20 protein-coding genes are annotated in these 18566 nt (G+C 52.0%); 5 read left to right on the top strand and 15 right to left on the bottom strand.

Translation table 11 applies throughout. From position 1 onward, the window contains the following. Positions 1 to 30: 30 nt before the first annotated feature. From KNP06_RS02390 to KNP06_RS02380, 3 genes are all read right to left on the bottom strand, one after another. Entirely contained in the window at positions 31 to 273 is a 243-nt protein-coding gene (locus KNP06_RS02390; protein ID WP_125317992.1) for a hypothetical protein, read from the bottom strand. Between the two features lie 196 nt (positions 274 to 469). After that, entirely contained in the window at positions 470 to 622 is a 153-nt protein-coding gene (locus KNP06_RS02385) for a hypothetical protein (RefSeq protein WP_214787761.1), read from the bottom strand. Between the two features lie 49 nt (positions 623 to 671). Continuing rightward, on the bottom strand, positions 672 to 818 hold the full coding sequence (locus KNP06_RS02380; RefSeq protein ID WP_167491745.1) for a hypothetical protein: 147 nt from the start codon (positions 816 to 818) through the stop codon (positions 672 to 674). Positions 819 to 1064: 246 nt separating this feature from the next. Between KNP06_RS02380 and KNP06_RS02375 the strand changes: the two genes are divergently transcribed. Next, the gene (locus KNP06_RS02375; RefSeq protein WP_214787759.1) at positions 1065 to 2507 is read left to right on the top strand and encodes a carbon starvation CstA family protein; all 1443 of its coding nucleotides are present in this window, start codon (positions 1065 to 1067) and stop codon (positions 2505 to 2507) included. 30 nt (positions 2508 to 2537) lie between these two features. On the opposite strand, the gene KNP06_RS02370 is transcribed toward KNP06_RS02375, so the two are convergent. From KNP06_RS02370 to KNP06_RS02355, 4 genes are all read right to left on the bottom strand, one after another. Then, a complete protein-coding gene (locus KNP06_RS02370; RefSeq protein ID WP_214711127.1) occupies positions 2538 to 3713 on the bottom strand; it encodes a sensor histidine kinase in 1176 nt (391 codons plus the stop codon). A 204-nt stretch (positions 3714 to 3917) separates the two neighbouring features. Beyond that, on the bottom strand, positions 3918 to 4634 hold the full coding sequence (locus KNP06_RS02365; RefSeq protein ID WP_029594720.1) for a peptidoglycan DD-metalloendopeptidase family protein: 717 nt from the start codon (positions 4632 to 4634) through the stop codon (positions 3918 to 3920). A 437-nt stretch (positions 4635 to 5071) separates the two neighbouring features. Further along, entirely contained in the window at positions 5072 to 5653 is a 582-nt protein-coding gene (locus tag KNP06_RS02360) for a YdhK family protein (protein WP_214711128.1), read from the bottom strand. Between the two features lie 26 nt (positions 5654 to 5679). Beyond that, positions 5680 to 7179, bottom strand: coding sequence for a multicopper oxidase family protein (locus tag KNP06_RS02355; RefSeq protein ID WP_214787756.1), 1500 nt, complete (start codon positions 7177 to 7179; stop codon positions 5680 to 5682). A gap of 283 nt (positions 7180 to 7462) precedes the next feature. Between KNP06_RS02355 and KNP06_RS02350 the strand changes: the two genes are divergently transcribed. Both KNP06_RS02350 and KNP06_RS02345 read left to right on the top strand, forming a co-directional pair. After that, complete coding sequence (locus KNP06_RS02350; protein ID WP_404285190.1) at positions 7463 to 9319, top strand: heavy metal translocating P-type ATPase; 1857 nt, start codon at positions 7463 to 7465, stop codon at positions 9317 to 9319. A gap of 59 nt (positions 9320 to 9378) precedes the next feature. Then, positions 9379 to 10335, top strand: a complete 957-nt coding sequence (locus tag KNP06_RS02345) for a F510_1955 family glycosylhydrolase (RefSeq protein ID WP_214787753.1) — start codon at positions 9379 to 9381, stop codon at positions 10333 to 10335. Positions 10336 to 10372: 37 nt separating this feature from the next. Here KNP06_RS02345 and KNP06_RS02340 read toward each other — a convergent pair whose 3' ends face one another. Genes KNP06_RS02340 through KNP06_RS02330 form a run of 3 tightly spaced genes read right to left on the bottom strand, consistent with a single transcriptional unit; the run spans position 10373 to position 13944 of the window. Next, the gene (locus tag KNP06_RS02340) at positions 10373 to 11767 is read right to left on the bottom strand and encodes a sensor histidine kinase (RefSeq protein WP_214711130.1); all 1395 of its coding nucleotides are present in this window, start codon (positions 11765 to 11767) and stop codon (positions 10373 to 10375) included. After that, entirely contained in the window at positions 11764 to 12441 is a 678-nt protein-coding gene (locus KNP06_RS02335; protein ID WP_138858806.1) for a response regulator transcription factor, read from the bottom strand. Before KNP06_RS02335 ends, KNP06_RS02340 begins: the two co-directional genes overlap by 4 nt. A gap of 54 nt (positions 12442 to 12495) precedes the next feature. Further along, complete coding sequence (locus tag KNP06_RS02330) at positions 12496 to 13944, bottom strand: UDP-N-acetylmuramoyl-L-alanyl-D-glutamate--2,6-diaminopimelate ligase (RefSeq protein WP_214787750.1); 1449 nt, start codon at positions 13942 to 13944, stop codon at positions 12496 to 12498. A 175-nt stretch (positions 13945 to 14119) separates the two neighbouring features. Here KNP06_RS02330 and KNP06_RS02325 point away from each other — a divergent pair, with 175 nt between their 5' ends. Next, entirely contained in the window at positions 14120 to 14623 is a 504-nt protein-coding gene (locus KNP06_RS02325; protein WP_214708531.1) for a DUF305 domain-containing protein, read from the top strand. A gap of 14 nt (positions 14624 to 14637) precedes the next feature. On the opposite strand, the gene KNP06_RS02320 is transcribed toward KNP06_RS02325, so the two are convergent. Further along, positions 14638 to 15267, bottom strand: coding sequence for an NAD(P)-dependent oxidoreductase (locus KNP06_RS02320; RefSeq protein WP_214711132.1), 630 nt, complete (start codon positions 15265 to 15267; stop codon positions 14638 to 14640). Between the two features lie 114 nt (positions 15268 to 15381). Here KNP06_RS02320 and KNP06_RS02315 point away from each other — a divergent pair, with 114 nt between their 5' ends. Next, positions 15382 to 15684 (top strand): winged helix-turn-helix transcriptional regulator, encoded by a 303-nt coding sequence (locus KNP06_RS02315; RefSeq protein WP_214787748.1) that lies wholly within the window; start codon positions 15382 to 15384, stop codon positions 15682 to 15684. 64 nt (positions 15685 to 15748) lie between these two features. On the opposite strand, the gene KNP06_RS02310 is transcribed toward KNP06_RS02315, so the two are convergent. The 4 genes from KNP06_RS02310 to KNP06_RS02295 form a co-directional block, all read right to left on the bottom strand. Then, entirely contained in the window at positions 15749 to 16855 is a 1107-nt protein-coding gene (locus tag KNP06_RS02310) for a sensor histidine kinase (RefSeq protein ID WP_214787744.1), read from the bottom strand. A 131-nt stretch (positions 16856 to 16986) separates the two neighbouring features. Further along, on the bottom strand, positions 16987 to 17190 hold the full coding sequence (locus KNP06_RS02305) for a hypothetical protein (protein ID WP_114165113.1): 204 nt from the start codon (positions 17188 to 17190) through the stop codon (positions 16987 to 16989). A 60-nt stretch (positions 17191 to 17250) separates the two neighbouring features. Further along, complete coding sequence (locus KNP06_RS02300; protein ID WP_214711135.1) at positions 17251 to 17424, bottom strand: hypothetical protein; 174 nt, start codon at positions 17422 to 17424, stop codon at positions 17251 to 17253. A 90-nt stretch (positions 17425 to 17514) separates the two neighbouring features. Next, positions 17515 to 18432: a TerC family protein gene (locus tag KNP06_RS02295; RefSeq protein ID WP_214711136.1), complete on the bottom strand. Its 918-nt coding sequence runs from the start codon at positions 18430 to 18432 to the stop codon at positions 17515 to 17517. Positions 18433 to 18566 lie beyond the last annotated feature (134 nt).

Genomic DNA, 18566 nt, shown 5'->3' with positions numbered 1-18566 from the left:
CTGGCCTTTTCTCATGGCAATTCTCTAAATTTAGTATTCTTTGTTCAGCGTGGTAAATTCATCTTCTTTCAAAGGTGAATCGCCTTTTGAATTATGTCCATAATAGGTGACGACGTACTCTTTCTCTTGATTGGTTTTGACGAAAAATTCATACTCGACTCTCTTTTCGTCCTCGAAATTCAAGCGATATAAGTACCCAAATTGATTCATGCTGAACTCGACATCGTAGGCGTTCTTATCGATTGAAAAATGCTCAGTTAACGTTTCATTCAAAAAATTTTCTCGCTGATCTACCTCATGAAGAAGGAAAAAGACACCTCCTAACATGAGTAAAGCAAAAGCGAATTGAAACTTGGGTAAAGGTTTCCTAGATGTCATCTACATCGGCCTTCCTTAATGAGAGTGATTAACTGCTACCGTACGAGACACAGATATACATGACAAGGACCGCTCAATGAAGCGGGCTTTGTCATGTCTTCTTCGGCGAATCACTAAAAGCGAAATATATCCCGACGCCAATCGCGAGCCCAATCAAGTAGCTGTCGAGGGCGATGGCTAACGAGATACCGATTGCGAGGGCGAGCGGGAAGGCATAGCTGCCGGTCGTCTGTTTATTGGACATGGAGAACTCCTCCTTTGTCCAATTTGTACGGATGTCGCCTCAAAAAGTTTCAAGCTTTCTTCTTCGTCCCTTGGAACGCGAAGAACATCGCGATGCCGATCCCGAGTCCGAGCCACCAGTTATCGAACAACAAGCCGAAGATGAGGACAAAGGCGACGGCGACCGGGAGTGCTAAAAATCCACGTTGACGTTTCATGAAAATCATCCTTTCTGCTTCTCTCTGTTCGACTGTTCCCGGTTTGGAATCGATTCATTCTAAAAGTAAACGTTTTCATAAAAATGGCTCAACGGCAACGTTTGTCTAAACGATGAACAGTTATATTTTCATGTGAAATTGTGAGCAAATTCATCTATTCAACAGACGAGGAGCCTGCTATATTAATCATGTGATATATTTCACATGAAGAAATCATAAATCACTTATATATAGGAGGACCACCCGATGGTTACATTTTTCTTAGCGTTAGGACTGTTATTGCTCGGTTATCTCGTCTACGGCCGGTACGTCGAGAAGACGTTCGGGATCAAAGAAGAGCGGACGACGCCCGCCTATGCGTCACAGGACGGCGTCGACTACGTGCCGATGGGGACGAAGCGAAACTCGATGATTCAACTGTTGAACATCGCCGGTGTCGGTCCGATCTTCGGTCCGATCATGGGCGCCTTGTATGGCCCGGTCGCATTCCTGTGGATCGTGCTCGGTTCAATCTTCGCCGGCGCGGTACATGACTATTTGACCGGGATGATCTCGCTTCGTAACAACGGGGCGCACTTGCCGCAGCTCGCCGAGAAGTTCCTCGGTCGGTCGCTCCGCCACGTCGTCAACGGCTTCGCGTTGCTCTTGCTGCTCTTAGTCGGGACCGTGTTCGTCACGTCACCGGCCAATATGATTAACAACTTGTTCGACGGCACCGGCTCGACGCTCGCCATCGTCACGTTCGGCATCTTTGCCTACTACATCTTGGCGACACTGCTCCCGGTCGACAAAATCATCGGCCGCATCTATCCGTTCTTCGGGGCGCTTCTCTTGTTGAGCGCCGTCGGCATCGCCGTCAGTCTATTCACGCAAGGCTATCAAATCCCGGAGATGACGTTGACGAACATGCATCCGGACGGCTTGCCGCTCTGGCCGCTCATCTTCTTCACGATCTCGTGCGGGGCACTGTCAGGCTTCCATGCCACGCAGTCACCGATCATCTCGCGGACGACGATGAAAGAGAGCAACGGTCGCAGTATTTTTTACGGCATGATGATCGTCGAAGCGGTCATCGCCATGATCTGGGCGGCTGCCGCCATGGCCATCTTCGAACCGGGTGAACTGCTCGCCATGATCAATGCCGGCACGCCGGCGCTCGTCGTCCAAGAAGTGGCGACGCTCATGCTCGGCAGCATCGGCGGCACGCTCGCCATCCTCGGCGTCATCGTCTTGCCGATCACGTCGGGCGACACGGCGTTCCGGAGTGCCCGCATGATCATCGCCGACTACTTGAACATCGTCCAGAAGAAGTTCACGTCACGGCTGTGGATCGCGCTTCCGCTCTTCGTCCTGTCGTTCATCTTGACGAAAGTCGACTTCCGTCTGTTGTGGCAATACTTCAACTGGGCCAACCAGACGACGGCCGTCATTGCCTTGTTCGTCGGTGCGACGTACTTGTATATCAAAGGACGGAACTACTGGATCGCCTTGTTGCCCGGGACGTTCATGTTGTATGTCGTCTGGTTCTACATTTTGACGGCTCCGATCGGCTTCAAGATGGACGGGGTGCTCCCGTATATTTTTGCCACAATCGGCACGGTCACACTGTTCGGCTTGTTCTTCCGCCACGCGAAAGCGGTGCGCGAACAAGGGCTCGAGTGCGACATGTCAAGCGATCAAGCAGCATGACAAAAGGGTTTGGCCTCGGCCAAACCCTTTTTAGTCGGTTGTCTCTTGTTCCGTGAGTAGCGTCGTACTCGTTGTGCTGTGGGAATACAGATAGATGGAGAACGTTGTCCCTTCTCCGTACACCGAGTCGGCGTGAATGCCCCAACCGTGTGCCTCGGCGATCCGTTTGCAGATGCGGAGGCCGAGCCCAGTCCCTTTGATCGGACGGTGGGCGTCCGAGTCGACTCGGTAGTATTCGTCGAACACGTACGGGATGGCGTCGCTCGGGATGCCGATCCCCGTGTCCCGTACCGACAGGACGTACGTGTCGCCCTCGGTCGTCATCTCGACATAGACCGTGCCGCCGTCCGGAGAGTACTTGATGGCGTTGCCAATCAAGTTGTGAAGCAACTGCAACAGTTTTTCCTCGTCGGCCTCGATCGTCACGTCGTCGGCTGACAAGATGACGTCGTGCTGGGGAGAAGTCGCCTTGTAGTGGGCGACGACGTCCTCGAGCACTGGTCGCAAGGCGAACGTCGACATCGACAATAGCTCCTCGGAATAGTTCACCCGCTGATAGTCGAGGAAGTTGTCCACGAGGCGCTCGAGCCGCTCGGCTTCCCGTTTGACGAGCGTCAACATCCCGTGCGTCTTGTCGTTGTCGCTATGCTGGTACATGAGCAGTTCGGCGTAGCCGTTGATGGCTGTGAGCGGGGAGCGGAACTCGTGGGACAGCTCGGCGAGGAAGGCATCCTTCTGTTCCTCGAATCGGATCGAGTCGGTGATGTCGCGCCACATGATGAAGACGCCACGCGGGGTGTGCGTGAAGTTCGAAATGACTTGCATCGTCCGCTCGCCGATGCGGAGCGACTTCGCATCCATGCTCGGGCAACAGCCGAACCGGTTCGTCAACAGCTCATCCCAAAACAGCGTCACGTCGGTCATATCGGCCCCGTTCCGCTCGAGCGTCTCATAAAAGAAACGGGTCATATCGTCCATGCTTGGAAAGCGACGGGTCTCCATCGACGGACAGATGGCACGGAGCTGTTCATTCGAATACAGATGGTTCTGTGTGAAGTCGATATAGCAGACGGCATCCTGCACCTCTTCGACGAGCGAGGCGATCGGGAAGGCGTGAGGGGAGCGGGCGCGCTTCGTCACGACGGATCGACTGCTCGCGGACCGTCCATGATTTCGCCGTGCCGGATAAAATGACTTTCGATTCATGAGAGAACCTCCTTTCCATCAAAGGTTATATTATGAAAGTAAGTAAGTGCGTAGCATTCCCATTCATTATACGATATTCCGGCTTAATTCCCTATACCATCCATAGGCCTAGCTAAAAACCGGTCATGATCGGGACACTTGGACGATTCGGTCTCGATTCTAGGAAAAAACGCCTCCCTCGAGGATGCGAGGAAGGCGTCAGGCTTAGAAGAACGTGTATGGGTTGACGCTATTGGCAGCCGTCGAGCTGCTATAGACGTATTTGTTTTTATGGACCTCGAAGTGGAGATGGTTCCCGAACGAGTTGCCGGTGTTGCCGACCGTACCGATTTTCCCACCCTTGGCGACCTTCTGTCCTTTGACGACGTTCAAGCGGTCCAAGTGGGCATAGACGGTCGTATAGGCTTGACCGTTGATCGTGTGTGAAACCATGACGTGGTTGCCGTAGGCGCCGTAGTTCCGGGCGACGATGACTTGGCCGTATGCTGCCGATTGGACCGTCGTGCCTTTGGCGGCCGCCAAATCGATGCCGTTATGGAACGTGTAGCCATATTTTCCGCTCGCCGGGCCGTACCCTTGCGTCAACGTACCTTTTGTCGGCATGAGGAGCTTGCCCGCTGTCGCCGTTTGGAGTGATGTGCTGCTATATTTTTTTACATATGTACTCGAGACGTATTTTGTACTGCCGTTATAATTGATTTTCGTCCATGAACCGGTCGCGCCGAGATAGGTGAACGTTTGGCCGAGTTTGGCACTGCCGACTTTTTGGTAAGACGTCGATGGGCCGCTCCGCACGTTCAGGACATTCGTCGTGACTTTGACTTTATACGATGTAGCTGCCTCTACCGGTGTCGAAGCGGGAAGTGTTAAGCCGGAAACAAGAAGGGCGCCTAATGTAATCGTCATCAGTTGTTTTTTCATAGTATGGTAAATCCTTTCAATTATGTAACAATGCGACAGAACAATGATAATTACCTTACAAAAAAATTTTACCATCAAAAAATAGATTTTAATATGTCATTTATATTTCAAAAAAGTATAATTGTTATGAAAACGACAGTGTAGTGGGAAAAGTCGAGTTGTACCAACGTAATTGAGACGTACAACGTTTTGTTGGTAAAAGAATATATGCCTAATATTCAAAAAAACTCCGATTTCTCATAGTTTAACTTTTGAAAAACAGGGTAATTTTAATTAGTTTGGCCTAAATAAAAAAGACCGATGAGAATCAATTATTTTTTGTCAGTTGTTTCCTTAAATGCTTCCTCCTATACATAAGAAAAACCGAGGCAGGAGCCTCGGCTTAGTTTGCCTGTCCTTACGGAGAAGGCGTGACCACGTTCAGATGAATATTTCGATTATGGTGCCGACAATTCTTCCTCGGTGACCCATTTATGATTGGTCACTTCTTCACCTGATTCTAACGTGAAGTCGACCATATAGACGGTCGTCTTTTCAGCCGAATCGACGGTTGCCGTCGTGCCGCCCATTCCTTCCATATGTTCAGCCTCGACATCGATCTCATCGCCGACCTCATATGGTTCGGTCGTGGCGTTTTTGACTTCTTCATGGATAATCCATTTGTGGTCTTCGACGCGTTCACCCCCATGCATTGGATCATACGAAATGCTGTATACGACCGTGTCGTAAGCACCGACGATCGTCGCTTCGGCTCCTTCCATACCTGGCATATGGGCTTCTGTGATGATGGCCTTGTCGCCGACCGCGAACGTCGGGTTCTCCGCTGACTTCAAGCCCTCGGGGACGTCCCCAGACCCGGACATATCCATCCCTGAATGGTCGTTTCCGTCCATCGTCTCTTCCATCTGGTCACTCATGTTCGTATCGGTATTCGTCGTTTCGTCTTCGCCACAGGCGACGAGCAAACCGCTGAGTGAGAGTGCCATCGTCATCATTCCAAGTTTTTTGTTTACCTTCATTACTATTCCCTCCAATTAACGTGTGATTAGTTTACTTTCAACTGTCCCATCATCCCGTTTTCTTCATGTTCCAGGATGTGGCAGTGATACATGAACGTCCCTGTCTCCCGAAACGTCATTTCGATTTTCACTTTCTCGCCCGGTGCGACAGCGACCGTATCTTTCCAACCGCGTTCGTTGTCAGGCGGGGGTTGGCCGTCCCGTTCAAGTATCCGGAATTGGACGCCGTGGACGTGGAACGGATGGGTCATCCCGCCCATCATGTCTTCTCGATTATAAATTTCCCATATCTCGGTCGAACCTTGTTGGACATTGATGTCGATTCGATCGGGATCGAATTGTTTGCCGTTAATCGACACCATGTTGCCCATCCCGAACAACGTGAGGCGTCGGTCGGCAACGCTTGATTCGTTAGACGCAGACGTTCCGTCAAAGGCATCGCTCCATTCGCCGTCTTGATCGACCTCGTCACGCACCGTGAACGTCGTGAACGGAATCCCATCCGCTTGAAGAGCGAGGTCGTCTCCGAGCGACAAGTCTGAGAAGTCGATTAATATCTCGGCACGTTCGCTAGGTGTGAGCGTCAACGTTTTGAGTGGTACGGGTTTGTCGCGCAACCCGCCGTCGGTCGCGATTTGAGTGAATGACGATCCGTTCGATAATGAGAAGTCGATGTTCCGAGCGTTAGAGCCGTTAACGAGACGGACGCGTAACGTGTTCGTGGTCACGTCGAACGTCGTATTGATGGCACCGTTCGCAATCAACGTATCGCCGACCGTCCCATCGACGTTCATCTGGCGATCGTAATCGAGTTGTCCGTCGTCTGTGAAGAGACGGTCTTGGACGATGAGCGGAATGTCATCGACACCGTACTCGTTTGGCAACCCGTTCTCCGCTTGGTCCGTTACGTACAAGAGTCCGGCCAGACCAAGGTATACTTGTTCGGCCGTTGCGCCCATCGGATGCGGATGGAACCAAAGCGTGCCCGGTTCTTGGTCAATCTCGAGACGAACTTGTTTTTGCTCACCGGGGCCAATCAGTTGGTGCGGACCGCCGTCTTCTTCTCCAGGGATGACGAGACCGTGCCAATGGAAAGAGGTCGGTTCGGCGAGCTGATTGATCGTGTCGATATACACGGTCTTCCCAGCCGGCAACTCAATCATTGGGCCGAGTAAAGTCCCGTTATAGCCAAGCGTCTCGGTGTTGACGCCTTCGTCGAAGAAGCGATGCTCGCCACGTTCAGTGCGGACCGTATAATAAAGCGCCTCGTCTGTGACGCGGTCAGGTTGTAGCCGTTTCGGAATCGGAAGCGGTTGAGCTGGTTCGTCGGAGGTGATGAGGTCGATCGTGTTCCCACGTCCCATCCCACCATTGCCGTGCATCATGCCGCCATTGTCCCGATCTCCCATGAATGATCCGTTTCCCATCATCCAGCCTCCAGGAGCGAACGTGAACAACAGGAGGAGCAGTCCAATCACGATACTTACGATAACCATCCCGATAATCCATTTCATGACGCGGCTCATAAGGCATCATCCTTTCTAGGTAAAGCGAGAGCTTATTTAGTTATACCAACAACTTATGAAATTTTTGTTAAACGGAAAATTTAGTTTTTATATACTATATAGGGGTATATGGTATACATAGGAGGTGGTCAACGTGGAACATTCACACCACGCGTCATCTCATCATGAACACGGAGAAGCGCATGACTCGCACACCGGCGGACATGAAGGGATGATTGAAGAGTATAAACGTCGATTTTTCGTCTCGTTAGGACTGACGATTCCAATCCTCATCTTGTCGGACATGATTCAAGAGTGGGCCGGTTTCGAACTTACGTTTCCTTATGAAAAGCAGACGCTATTCGTGTTGGCGACGATCGTGTACGTCTATGGAGGGTGGCCGTTTTTGAAAGGGAGCATCGACGAATTGCGTCAACGAAACCCGGGGATGATGATGCTGATTGGACTGGCCATCAGCGTCGCGTACTTCTATAGTGTCGCCATCGTGTTCGGGTATGGGCATGGACATGACTTCTTTTGGGAGTTGGCGACGTTGATCGTGATCATGTTGCTCGGGCATTGGATTGAGATGCGCTCCATCATGGGTGCCTCGAACGCGTTGCAACAGCTCGTTCGTCTATTACCGAGTGTGGCGCACCGCATCAACGGGAGTGATATCGAAGACGTTCCCGTCTCGGCGCTAGCAGCCGGAGATTTGATTCTCGTCAAACCGGGCGAGCAGATCCCTGTCGACGGGGAATTGCTGAAAGGGCGGACGACGGTCGATGAGTCGATGCTGACGGGTGAATCGATGCCTGTCGAGAAAGAAACGGGAGATGTCGTCATCGCCGGGTCAATCAACCAGGAGGGCAGTATGACGATCGCAACGACGAGCACGGGGGAGAGCACATACTTGTCGAAAGTCATCGACTTGGTCAAAGAAGCGCAGGAATCCAAATCGAAAACGCAAAATTTGGCCAATCGGGCCGCCAAGCTGTTGTTCTATATCGCCGTCGGGGCGGGTGTGCTGACGTTCGTCATTTGGCTCGCTCTCGGTTACCCGGTCAGTATGGCCATCGAGCGAATGGTCACCGTCATGGTCATCTCATGTCCGCATGCGCTCGGCCTTGCCTCTCCGCTCGTCGTGGCGGTCTCGACGGCTCTTTCGGCGAAACGCGGGCTGTTGATTCGGAACCGGACCCAGTTCGAAGAGGCGCGTCATCTCGATGCGGTCATTTTCGATAAGACGGGCACATTGACACAAGGTGACTTCGGGGTGACAGACATTGAGGCCATATCTTCGTATACGAACGACGACGTGTTGCGTCTAGCCGCCGCGGTCGAGACGGCATCGCAACATCCGCTCGCACGTGGCATTCTTCGTGAAGCGGAAGCACGCAAATTGACGTTGCCAGAAGTCGTCGATTTCGCCTCGATCACGGGTGTCGGACTGGAAGGTCGCGTGGACGGAGCACACGTCCAAGTGGTCAGTCCCCGCTATATTCGGGAGCACGAGCTCTCAATCGACGAAGCGGCGTTCAATCGGTTATCCGCAGCCGGCAAAACCGTCGTCTTCACGATTCGCGACGGGGACTTGGTCGGTATGATTGCTTTGGCGGACATGGTCCGCGATGAAGCGAAAGAGACGGTCCGTGCCTTGAAAGATCGGGGCGTCCGCTCGATTATGCTGACTGGGGACAACCGGAAAGTGGCCGATTGGGTCGCGTCGCAACTTCATATCAAGGAAGTTTACGCCGAAGTGCTACCAGACGATAAATCCCGGCAAGTGCAAACCGTCCAAGCCGACGGCAGCAAAGTGGCGATGGTTGGGGACGGCATCAATGATGCGCCGGCTTTGGCCCAAGCGGACGTCGGCATCGCCATCGGAAGCGGGACCGACGTCGCCGTCGAAACGGCCGATATCGTCCTCGTCCGGAGCAACCCGAAAGACGTGCTGTCGATTCTCGACTTGTCTCGCAACACGTACAACAAGATGATTCAGAATCTATGGTGGGCCGCCGGTTACAACATCGTCGCCATCCCGCTCGCGGCAGGTGTGTTGGCACCGATGGGCATCATCTTGTCTCCGGCCGTCGGTGCCGTGCTCATGAGCCTCAGTACGGTCATCGTCGCGCTCAATGCCCGGACGCTCAAACTTTAACAATTCTTTCATCTTTAGTCTCTATAATGAGTAGGATGCTAAAAATGGAGGGAACTAGAATGAAACGAAAGCTATTCGTACCGATGTTCGTGACGACCGTATTACTTGCCTCGTGCGGTGCGGATCCGACAGAGAATCAGACCACTGCACCGGTTGTTGAGAAAGAGAAATCGACAACCAAACAGACGACGGACCGCTGGGAAGCGACAGCAGCAGACACCGAAGTCTCGCATATCCATGGTGCCGGTTTTTGGCAAGACGGACGCCCGGTCATCGCGACGCATACGGGACTGATGGAATTCAGGGAAGACGGCTGGTACGAGTTGTCGTCGAACCGGCATGACTATATGGGCTTCGAGCTCGTCGTCGACGGCTTTTACGCGAGCGGTCACCCGGCGCTGGATTCGCCGTATAAGAATCCGCTCGGCGTCGTCCGTGGAACCGAGAAAGGCGAGACGCTCGAGATTCGTTCGCTAGAGGGCGAGGCCGATTTTCACTATATGAGCGTAGGCTATGAAACAGAAAGTATTTACGTCTATTTAGAACAAGCGACAAAAGAGCTCGCGCCAGGATTTTATCGTTCGCTCGACGGTGGTGTCTCGTTTGAGCCGATGAAGATGGACGGGATCGAAGGTCGTGGCATCGCCGGTATCACGGCCGATGCGAGCGAACCGAAACGCGTCTTCGTCTATGGCCCAGATGGCATCCTCGTTTCAGATGACGGGGGAGATACGTTCGAGCCGTTCGATGATCAAGGAAACATCGTCACGATGGCCGCGGCAAAAGGACAACTGGCGTATATCGCTAAAACAGGTACCTCGTTCGATCTTGTGGTCTCGGATTTGACCGACGAGACGGAGACGTCCATCGACTTGCCGTCGATGAACGGTGACAACGTCCCGATTGAACTCGTGATGGAAGCGGAACGATTGTTGCTGGCGACATCGGATAACAGTGTGTACGTCTTTGAAGACGAGGAATGGACGCAACTGTTGCAAGCAGGGAAAGTGAAATGAAAAAAATCCGGCGCCTGAGCTCAGGTGCCGGATTTTTTTAGTGGGGCGGAAGAGTGATGGTGAACATCGTCCCAGATGAATCAGAGGCGACGGTCAACGTACCATCATGCAACCGGATGATTTGATGGGCGATGGCAAGCCCGAGTCCACTGCCACCCGTACGACGGGAACGTGATTTTTCGACCCGGTACAGGCGATCGAAGATGTGAGGCAGATCTTCTTGAGGGATACCTTTCCCATCGTCTTGAATCGTGAAGTGAAGTGCTTCATCCGTAAGTTGCATATCGAATCGGACGTGGCGTGCCTCGCTATGTTGAATCGCGTTGTGGGCGATGGAGCGGAACACTTGTAAGATGCGATGTCGATCTAACTGTAAGACGACGTCCTTGGAGGAGCAATCGGTGCTACTAGCAAACGCGATCGGTGTCACTCGGAACATCGTGGTGAGCACGCGTTGCAAATCGTCGCAGAGCGCATCGACGGCCACGGGTTCGCGATGCAACGTGAACGTGTTCTCGTCCAACTGGGCGAGCTGGAACGCGTTCTCGACGAGCTCGGTCAACGCTTGGCTCTCTTCGAGAATCGTCTGAATCGACTGTTCTTTTAACGACTCTGGCGTCTGCGGTTTGGATGCGATTTCGGCATATCCTTGCAGATACGTGAGCGGCGTTTTAATCTCGTGGGCGAGGTCCGACAAGAACTGATTTCGTTCTTTCCGGAGACGATCCAGTTCAAGCGACATCGCTTCAATTGAACGGGCCAACTCGCCGATCTCATCTTCTCGAGACGTCGGCAGGGTCAACGTTTCGGGATTCGTCAAGACATCCTCGGTCGCTCGGCGCAACAGCTGAATCGGGTTTGAAATCAACCGGCTCAGCAAGACGAACGTCATGATGGTGATGACGAGGGCGATGCCGGTGATATAAAGAAACCGGAGTTGGAGCCGATGGCTGATGCCATGAATGATCTCGGTCGGTAGAAACATATACACATACCCGTAACGGGTGTCATTTTCCATCGCATCAATCGGGGTCCGTACTGCGAGATACGGTTCATTCTCCCAATCGTCTTCGAGGATGGTCGTCACATCGTCATCCCCTCGCTCTGCTTCCGTTTGGACGAGCACCGAGAGCGGGTCGGGGAAGCGGTTGGATGTCTGTAGAATCGAGTGGTCGGGAGCGGTGATGGCGACTTTCGTATCGGTCTCGCTCTCCATCGTCGCGACGTGATCAATCGTCTCTTCATCAAAACTCATCGCCAGTACGCTCGCATGGCTTTCCGCTCTCGATTCGAGCCGGTCGATTTCTTCGAGAACACGTTCACCGAGGAGCGTATGGTAGAGCAATAAGAACAAGACACCTTCAATCAATAACGTCGTCAATAAAAAAATCAGACTGATTCGGAACGGGAGGCTATTGCGTCGGAATGTCATGAGTCCGACCGCTCCTCGGTCCAGCGATAGCCGCGTCCCCACACCGTCTTCAAATAATCGTCAATCGGGAAGCCGGCCTCGCCGAGTTTGTCGCGAATCATACGGATATGGGCGTCGACCGTGCGCGGGTCCGATTCGGACGAATAAGGCCATACCAAGTCATATAAATCCATCCGGTTGTACAACCGGTTCGGATGTTGCAGAAACAACTTTAAGATGGCCGTCGCTTTTGGCGTCATGACGACTTCTTGCTCTTGATACAGGATGCGTCCGCTCGCTTCTTCATAGCGCAATTGTCCATAATTCACATTCGTGACGCGGCTCCGACGTAACACCGCACGAATCCGGGCTAACAACACGTTGCCTTCGAACGGTTTCGTGACATAGTCGTCAGCCCCGGCGTCCAATCCGCGGATCGTCGTCTCGCTATCCGAGCGGGCCGTCAATAAGACGACAGGTAGTTCGGCGTCGAGTGCTTTGATTTGGCGACACAACGTGATCCCGTCGACACCGGGCATCATGATATCCAACATGACCAAGTCCGGACGTTCAGATAGCAGCTCCATGGCTTCTCGTCCGTCCGCGGCCTCGATGCAAGTGTAGCCGTCCCCTTCGAGGAATAAGCGGAGGAGCCGTCTCATTTTTACTTCGTCATCGACAATCAAGATGTTCATCTGTTGTCCTCCTTTTGTTTTCGTCCATCGTTCCTACCAATTTCGAGAGTCGTGCTACGTTCTCCTTGTAAAGAATTGTCGGACAAGCTCCGATTCGTCGAACGGCACGAGGAGGTCTTCGATGCGCTCGACGCGGTCATGTCCTTTCCCGAACAGGACCCCACAGTCATAGTCTACCATCCGCTCACAGAAGAAACGGATGGCTTCTTCACGCTCATCGAAACGGGCGAGTTCGGCAGACTGTCCATCCGCTAAATCGTCGAGGATTTGCTGGGGATCTTCATGGCGCGGGTCATGGACGGTCAAGATGAAGTCGGCGCCTGAAACAGCGACCACGTCGGTCATCATCCGACGTTTCGTCCGGTCTCGCTCACCGGCGGCGCTGAGTAACACGAGCACACGAGAATGACGGGCCGTTAGCGATGTCACGACTTTTTTTATGGCATCCGGGGTATGTCCGTAGTCGATATAGACGGGTGTCGTGATGCCCGACACTTTCTCGAGTCGCCCGCTCGGCAAGGTTAAGTTCGAGAGGTGAGGGACAATCTCTTTTAAAGAGACACCCGTTTGAAGGACGATACTGATCGCACATAACGTGTTGTCGAGGTTATAGTCTTCTAGGAACGGGGGCGCAGACAACGCCGTCTCTCCGTCCATACGAACGATAAAACGGTCAGCTTCCGTCTGACCGGTTAAATCGGCTACAGACGAATGACGGCTGAACCTGAACCGCCTCGCGTGAGGTGGTGCGACGGATCGCATGAGCTCATGATACGGGTCGTCACCATTGACGATGCCGCAACCCACATCCGATAATTGCGCGAACAATTGGGCTTTCGTGTACGCATACGTCTCCATCGTGCCGTGGTAATCCAAATGGTCGTGCGACAGATTGAGAAACGAGGTCGTCTCGAATGACAAGTTCGCGATACGTCCCTCCGCAATGGCTTGGGAAGATACCTCGATCAGACAATCCGTCACGCCGGCCTCGACCATGGTGTGGAGGTGGCGGTGGATGGTTAGCGAATCGGGTGTCGTGTTCGGTGTCTCGAACGTTTGACCGGAATAGGTGATACCGAGTGTGCCGATCAAGCCGGCGGATATGCCGAGTTGGTCGAACAGTTGATGTGCCAGGGCGGTCGTCGTCGTTTTTCCGTTCGTCCCGGTGACGCCATGAAGACGAAGTTGCGTCGATGGATGGTCATAGAACGCACTGGCGAGTTCAGCTAATGCATGTTTCGTATCTTTACAGTAGATGACAGGCACCCGGGCCTCGATCGGACGTTCGGCGATGATGGCGACGGCCCCGTTGTGGATTGCCTCGTTCACGTAGTCATGACCGTCACGTCGATACCCTGATATACAGACGAATAAAAAATTTTGTTTAATTTCTTTGGAGGAGAAGGAAATGCCTTCAATCATCGTTTCGGCAGGATTGTCTAAATACGTCCATGTCACAAGCTGTTTCAGCTCTGTCAACAGGTCTTGCAGGTTTTTTAACACGTCTTGATGTCTCCTTTGTCGGCAAAGTCCATTTTGACAGTATAGCCCCTGTTTGTGAAAAAGAAGTGAAATGGTAGGAACGCTCGCTCGACTAGATGAATCATGGGGTTTTAACGAAAAAAGAATAGGCAAAGGAATACGTAGAAGCAAATAAATAGAAAGGCAGGAGAGAACAATGAAACCTTATGCGAAATTCGGAGTGATGATTCTCGTGTCGACATTCCTCATGTATTGGCTCATGTATTTGAACGTGTTCCAATTCGACCACGTCTTCTTCAGTCAGACACGTTTGTATATGGCGCTCATCATGGGCTCGGTCATGGCGTTCGTCATGTTGCTGTTCATGTGGGGCATGTACAAGAACAAGAAGCTGAACACCGTCATCTTAGGCGTGAGCGCGCTCGTCTTCGCCTTGTCGTTATGGCTCGTCCGGAGCCAGACCACGGTCGATGACGTCAGTTGGATGCGAGCGATGATTCCGCACCACTCCATCGCCATTTTGACGAGCGAACGGGCGGAAATCGAAGACCCGCGCGTGAAACAGTTGTCAGAAGAAATCATCAAAGCGCAAGAACGAGAAATCGCTGAGATGAAGCGATTGATTGAAGAGTTGGAGAAAGAAGAGGAAGAAGCGAAAGCGAACGTGGAATCTGAGGCGAAAACAGACGTGGCCGAATAATGCGGCCACGTCTGTTAGTTTCCGATTAGCGGATATTCGTGCACGTATTGACGCTCTTCGAGTTCGCGCAACATGAAATGGGCGACGTCGGCCCGGTCGATCATCGACTTGTCAAACGCGAAGTAACCGGTCCGATACGTTCCGGTCATAGGTCCTTCTAATAAGAGGGGGCCACGGACAATCGTCCATTCGAGACCGCTCGCCTCGAGGATTCCTTTTTGAACGTAACTGTCGCGCAGTAAATCGCCCGCGAACGTCTTCATGAGCGTCTCGGCGACTCGGCTGATGAGTTTCTGTTTGACGTCTTTCGGTACTTTGACCGTCGAACCTGTCAAATTGACGACGCGTATCGCGTTGTACGCATGCATGGCGGCCACGACATGGGATGTCGCTTGTTCCAATACGTCCTTGTTCGATGTCTTCGTATGGCCAAGAGCCATCAGGACCGCACCCGTTCCTTCAACGGTCCGGAAAACATCATCCCGGTTTTCGGCGTCTCCTTTCACAATCGTCAACCGGTCATGAGTCAAATCAAGTTTTTCCGGACTTCTGACTAGCGCTTTGACATGATGACCATGGGCGAGAGCCTGAGTGATCAATTCACGCCCCGTCCGTCCGCTGCCTCCGAATACTGCGATATGCATCACATTCACTCCTTTGTCTAGTAGATATCTCTAGCGTACTTGTTTATGTACAAGAATAGAAGTACGCACAAATTTGACGTATACTATCCTTAAAGATACTGAAGGAGTGGTTCCATGGAAACGTGCCCTGTCGAAACGATTGTCCAAAAAATTTCCGGGAAATATAAGACGTTGATTCTGCATCGGCTCGGCACGCTCGGCGTGAAGCGGTTCAATGAAATCTGCCGCCTGTTCCCGCAAGCGACCCCGCGAACATTGACCCGTCAGTTGCGAGAGCTCGAACAAGATGGATTGATCATCCGTACCGTCTATTCGGGAATCCCGCCCCGGGTTGAATATCGATTATCAGAAGAAGGGGAGTCCCTTTATCCGATTTTAGAACAGTTGGCACGGTGGGAATATGAAAGAAGCGGATAGCCGCAAGCATCCGCTCGCTCATAAATAGAAGGATTTGGTCGCATGACCAAATCCTTCTATTTTTTCAAGGGCGTTGCGGAAAACGTAAGGTGAACGTGGATCCGATGCCGGCGACCGATTCAACGTGGATGCTCCCGCCGTGGGCGTCCATGCATTGTTTACAAATTTGAAGTCCGAGCCCGGTCCCTTTGATGGCACGGTGAGCCTCCGATTCGACTCGATAATAACGTTCGAACAATTTAGGCAACGCGTCTGCGGGGATGCCGATGCCTTCATCACGGATTTGAATGACCATCTCATGTGCCTCTTCAAACGCCGATATAGACACATTGCCGCCTTGCGGTGAATACTTGATCGCATTATGAATAAGATTTTGCAGACATTGTCTGACCCGATCCGCATGAGCGACGATGGTCATGTTTTCTGGCTCGATCTGTATGGAAATGGTATGGGTTGCGGTCGTCGCGTGAAATGTCGCAAGAATTTCATCTAACATGTGGGAGACGGACACGTCGTCCATGTGTCCGTTCAGCACGACCGCATCATGGCGTTGAAAATCCAAATAATGCTCGGTGAGCCGCTCGAGCCGTTCAGTCTCTTGTTGAATCAGCCGTAACATATTCTCTTGCTTCTCACGCGTGAGCGGTTGATGCAATAACAGTTCGGTGAATCCTTTGATGGCCGTCAACGGTGTGCGAATCTCGTGTGACAACTCGGCGAGGAACACTTCTTTCCGTAAAGATAACTCAAGTGTCTCGGTATGGTCGTACCATGTGAGGAACACGCCGTCCGGGTTATTGATAAAGTATGGGACGACTTGAAAAAGATGTGTATCGAACGAGCATTCGAGCGTCGAGACCGGCTCAGATGAGCAAATCGAGCGGAAGAAAGCCTCAAACTGTTCACGCGGTACGACTTCTATTTGCCGGCATCGCGCGAGAAAAGACTCGAGCGTGCTTGATTTCGAAACCTCGAAGCGTCGAGCCAAATTCTCATTCATTAAGAACGTATTCGTCGCGGGTTCATAAAAGCAGACCATCGCCTGCGACTTGTCGAGCAAGGATTGGACAAATCCATCCGGTTTCGTCCAGTCTCGCTCGGTCGGATTAGGTCGAGTGTCGTCGTGCGCTTCAAAAGAAGACGAAGCAATCGGTTCAAGGTTGTGTGTCATCGGTGTCGCCCCCTATCTTCTGCTGAAACGTTCCTAAAACGCCTTCAAGTGAAATTGTAAAGCAACGTGTATGCATTGCCTATGCGACAATGTGCAAAATGTGCAAAATTCTTGAATTTGAACCAAATTTCTCACAAGTCCTTGTGAAGCTTCTCTTCGATCAGATATAACGCTAACGTGAGGGCATCAATCCGTCGTTTCGCGAGGGTCACCTGCGATTTGTATCGCTCAGGGGAGTCTTTCGCCTCGAGCGTCCTCACCGTCTCGTTCAGTTTTTGGAGAATCGAATCGATTTGCCGCTTCGCCTCCGTCAGTTCCGTCATTGAATAATTCATGGCTCCTCCTAAAGGGTTTTCTCCAGTATACAGAAGAAAAACCGAAGCATGTGCCCCGGTTTAGTCTGTCTGCGGTATATAGTTTCTAGTACGGCGGTTTGTCGAGCGCGGTGCGACGAGGAAAAAGACTCCTAACATCACGCCGACTCCAAGCCCCCAGAGACTGTTGAACAACAGCATCAACACGATCCCGAAGACGAGTCCAATACTCACATCACCCATACGGTCAAACATTCCTTACCACCTTTTCTTTGTTTGCTAGACGAGAGGTTCATCTACATTCGAGATGTGATTCACCTGAGAGGTTAGCACGTCTCCCTTTTGTTATACGTTAGTTTGTTGATTTGGTTTCGTTTTGTAGAAACTATAGATGACACTAATCAAGATGACGAGCACGATTGTCCCGAGCGACATCCAAATCGGCATCTTGTAGACATCACCGAAAATCATCTTCGTTCCGATGAAGACAAGCATGAAACTGAGCCCGTGTTTCAAATAGTAGAAGCGGTCAATCAAGTTGGCGAGGACGAAGTAGAGGCTACGGAGTCCAAGGATTGCCATGATGTTCGCATAGAAAATGATATACGGGTCACGCGAGTAGGCGAAGCTAGCCGCGACCGAGTCGACGGCGAAGACGATATCCGACAGCTCGATGAAGATTAGCGCGATGAAGAGCGGCGTGAAGAACAGCTTGCCGTTGATACGTTTCGTGAATTTACCAGACGAGATGTCTTGCGTGATCGGCAAGCGGCGCTCGAGCCAACGAATCGTCTTGTTCTCTTCAAGCGACTCGTCCTTGCCGATGTTTTTGAACATCATCCATCCTGTATAGACGAGGAAGGCACCGAACACGTAATAAATCCAGCCAAAGTTCTCAAGGAGTGAGACACCGGCGACGATGAAGACGGCCCGGAAGAAGATGGCCCCGAGAATGCCCCAGAACAACACCTTATGCTGATACTTGAGCGGAATCGCGAAGTAAGCGAAGACGAGCGAGAAGACGAACACGTTATCGATGGCGAGCGCCTTCTCGATGAAGTAGACGCTCGCATACTCGGTCGCGGCCGTGCCACCTTGTGAGTAAAACAACCATCCGCCGAACGCGATGGCGATCCCGATCCAGACGAACGTCCATGTCCATGCCTCACGGAGCGAGACTTCGTGTGCCTTGCGGTGGAACACCCCGAGGTCAAGCGCGAGCATGAAGATGACGAGTGCCAAAAAGGCGATGAGTAGGGTCAACAATAATTCCTCCTTTTAGGTTCGTATGAACTCTATATGATTAATTTAAGGTCATATGAACTTAAAGTCAAGTTTATTTTTACCGAAAATACTTCGACGGTTTCGAGTGGGGCATCGATTACGAGAATCGAGGC

Origin of the sequence: Exiguobacterium sp. s21 (genome assembly GCF_018617975.1) — a bacterium.
Lineage (GTDB): Bacteria > Bacillota > Bacilli > Exiguobacteriales > Exiguobacteriaceae > Exiguobacterium > Exiguobacterium mexicanum_A.
The sequence above is the reverse complement of the archived record's forward strand: the minus strand, read 5'-3'. Positions and strand labels throughout refer to the sequence as shown.

Coding starts and splice junctions, on each gene's coding strand:
- KNP06_RS02375 (WP_214787759.1), top strand. CDS start 1,065: ATGGTTACATTTTTCTTAGCGTTAGGACTGTTATTGCTCGGTTATCTC.
- KNP06_RS02355 (WP_214787756.1), bottom strand. CDS start 7,179: ATGAGCCGCGTCATGAAATGGATTATCGGGATGGTTATCGTAAGTATC.
- KNP06_RS02370 (WP_214711127.1), bottom strand. CDS start 3,713: ATGAATCGAAAGTCATTTTATCCGGCACGGCGAAATCATGGACGGTCC.
- KNP06_RS02380 (WP_167491745.1), bottom strand. CDS start 818: ATGAAACGTCAACGTGGATTTTTAGCACTCCCGGTCGCCGTCGCCTTT.
- KNP06_RS02345 (WP_214787753.1), top strand. CDS start 9,379: ATGAAACGAAAGCTATTCGTACCGATGTTCGTGACGACCGTATTACTT.
- KNP06_RS02350 (WP_404285190.1), top strand. CDS start 7,463: ATGATTCAAGAGTGGGCCGGTTTCGAACTTACGTTTCCTTATGAAAAG.
- KNP06_RS02320 (WP_214711132.1), bottom strand. CDS start 15,267: ATGCATATCGCAGTATTCGGAGGCAGCGGACGGACGGGGCGTGAATTG.
- KNP06_RS02385 (WP_214787761.1), bottom strand. CDS start 622: ATGTCCAATAAACAGACGACCGGCAGCTATGCCTTCCCGCTCGCCCTC.
- KNP06_RS02305 (WP_114165113.1), bottom strand. CDS start 17,190: ATGAATTATTCAATGACGGAACTGACGGAGGCGAAGCGGCAAATCGAT.
- KNP06_RS02315 (WP_214787748.1), top strand. CDS start 15,382: ATGGAAACGTGCCCTGTCGAAACGATTGTCCAAAAAATTTCCGGGAAA.
- KNP06_RS02335 (WP_138858806.1), bottom strand. CDS start 12,441: ATGAACATCTTGATTGTCGATGACGAAGTAAAAATGAGACGGCTCCTC.
- KNP06_RS02325 (WP_214708531.1), top strand. CDS start 14,120: ATGAAACCTTATGCGAAATTCGGAGTGATGATTCTCGTGTCGACATTC.
- KNP06_RS02310 (WP_214787744.1), bottom strand. CDS start 16,855: ATGACACACAACCTTGAACCGATTGCTTCGTCTTCTTTTGAAGCGCAC.
- KNP06_RS02300 (WP_214711135.1), bottom strand. CDS start 17,424: ATGTTTGACCGTATGGGTGATGTGAGTATTGGACTCGTCTTCGGGATC.
- KNP06_RS02340 (WP_214711130.1), bottom strand. CDS start 11,767: ATGACATTCCGACGCAATAGCCTCCCGTTCCGAATCAGTCTGATTTTT.
- KNP06_RS02365 (WP_029594720.1), bottom strand. CDS start 4,634: ATGAAAAAACAACTGATGACGATTACATTAGGCGCCCTTCTTGTTTCC.
- KNP06_RS02360 (WP_214711128.1), bottom strand. CDS start 5,653: ATGAAGGTAAACAAAAAACTTGGAATGATGACGATGGCACTCTCACTC.